The organism is Deinococcus sp., from assembly GCF_030523985.1.
Classification (GTDB): domain Bacteria; phylum Deinococcota; class Deinococci; order Deinococcales; family Deinococcaceae; genus Deinococcus.
The window spans coordinates 1-2,161 of record NZ_JAUNHK010000195.1; the positions used below are offsets into that span (position 1 = coordinate 1).

Here is a 2,161-nt window from a genome sequence, read left to right on the forward strand (position 1 = left end):
CAATTATGCTTCCGGCGTATTCTGTTTTCACCGGAATGAAGATGCCGTGGGTGCATCTGTAGCTCGGCCCGGTGAAGATTCGACACCCTCCTTTTTCTCTGTCTGAAAGTGCGCCCCCAGTGGGCGTTTTTCTTTGGTGTCCATTCAGCCCGCGTCGGCGCGTGTTCCCACCGCCTACACTGTCGGCATGTCTTCTTCAGACCTCGCTCAGTTGAGCGTCAATACCATCCGAACCCTCGCCATCGACGCGGTGCAGGCCGCCAACTCGGGCCACCCCGGTGCGCCGCTCGGCATGGCCCCAATGGGCTACGTGCTGTGGCAGAACTTCCTGCGCCACAACCCCCAGCACCCCGAATGGCCGGGCCGTGACCGCTTCGTTCTGTCGGCGGGCCACGCTTCCATGCTGATTTACAGCCTGCTGCACCTGACGGGCTACCCCCAGATGACGCTGGAAGACCTCAAAAACTTCCGCCAGTGGGGCTACCACACCCCCGGGCACCCCGAGTTCTTCCACACCAAGGGGCTGGACGCCACGACTGGCCCGCTCGGGCAGGGCGCAGCGATGACGGTGGGCATGGCGATGGCCGAAGCGCACCTCGCCGCCCGCTACAACCGCGAAGGCTTTGCCATTTTTGACAACCACACCTACTGCATCCTGGGTGACGGCGACCTGCAAGAAGGCATCAACCACGAAGCCGCCGCGCTCGCGGGCCACCTCAAGCTCGGCAAGCTCATCTGGCTGCACGACGACAACCAGATTCAGCTGGACACCCCCACCGACAAGGCCGAATCGGAAGACACCGCCGCCCGTTTCCGCTCCTACGGCTGGAACGTGCTGAAGGTGGACGACGGCAACAACCTGGACGAAATCGGGGCCGCCATCGAGCAGGCCCGTGCCCAGAGCGAGCGCCCTACGCTGATTCAGGTTCGCACGGTCATCGGCTTCGGCAGCCCCCGCGCGGGCACCAGCAAGGCACACGGCGAGCCGCTCGGCGCTGAGGGCGTGGCGGAAACCAAGAAGGCGCTGGGCTGGGAATTCCCGCCTTTCACCGTGCCTGACGAAGTCGCCGCGCATATGAACGCCCGTGCCAAGGGCGCACAACTGGAAGCCGACTGGGAAAAACGGATGGCGGACTACCGCGCCGCGCACCCCGAACTCGGCAAGGAAGTGGACGCGCTGCTGGCCCGCGAACTGCCCGCCAATCTGATGGAACTGCTGCCCACCTACGAGGAAGGCGGCAAAGCGGTGGCGACCCGCAACGCCAGCGGCGAAGTGATTAACGCGCTGGCGGCGGCAGTGCCTGGGCTGATGGGCGGAAGCGCCGACCTGAGCGGCTCGACCAAAACGACCATCAAGGACGGCGGCGAAATGCAGGCGGGTCAGCTGGCAGGCCGCAACGTGCTGTTCGGCGTGCGCGAGTTCGGCATGGCGGCGGCGGGCAACGGCCTGAGCCTGTACGGTGGCCTGCGCCCGCTGGTCGGCACCTTCCTGGTGTTTGCCGATTACCTCAAGCCCGCCTTCCGCCTCAGCGCCCTGCAAATGCAGCCCGTGACCTATGTGCTGACCCACGACTCCATCGGCCTGGGCGAAGACGGCCCGACCCACCAACCAATTGATCAACTGGCGATGCTGCGTAGCGTGCCTGGCGCTCACGTCATCCGCCCCGCCGACGCCAACGAAACCGCCGCTGCGTGGGCGATGGCGCTGGAATACGACAAAGGCCCCACCGCGCTGGCCCTCTCGCGTCAGGATTTGCCTATCTTGCCCAAGAACCATGACGGCGTGAAGAAAGGTGCGTATGTCGTGCGTGACGCGGAGAACGCGCAGGTCATTCTGATTGCCAGCGGTTCCGAAGTCAGCCTCGCGCTGGACAGCGCCGCCAAGCTTGCCGAGGAAGGCGTGGCGGCCCGCGTGGTGTCTATGCCCTGCATGGAAGTCTTCCGCGAACAGGACGCCAGCTACCGCGACAGCGTGCTGACCCCTGGCGTCAGGCGCGTCGCCATTGAGGCCGCCAGCAAGCAGCCCTGGTATGAGTGGACGCTGGGCGGCCCCGTGATCGGGATGGAGGGCTACGGCGCGTCGGCCCCCGCCAAGGTGTTGTTCGAGAAGTTCGGCTTCAGCGTGGACAACGTGGTGAAGGTGGTCAAGGAAGCGCTGTAA

General features: G+C 65.2%; 1 protein-coding gene. It reads left to right on the top strand.

From position 1 onward, the window contains the following. Positions 1–187 precede the first annotated feature (187 nt). Entirely contained in the window at positions 188–2,161 is a 1,974-nt protein-coding gene (gene tkt / locus Q4C89_RS14870; RefSeq protein WP_303103401.1) for a transketolase, read from the top strand.

Excerpts from the sequence above, each read along its gene's own strand:
- tkt (WP_303103401.1), top strand. The coding sequence starts at position 188 with ATGTCTTCTTCAGACCTCGCTCAGTTGAGCGTCAATACCATCCGAACC.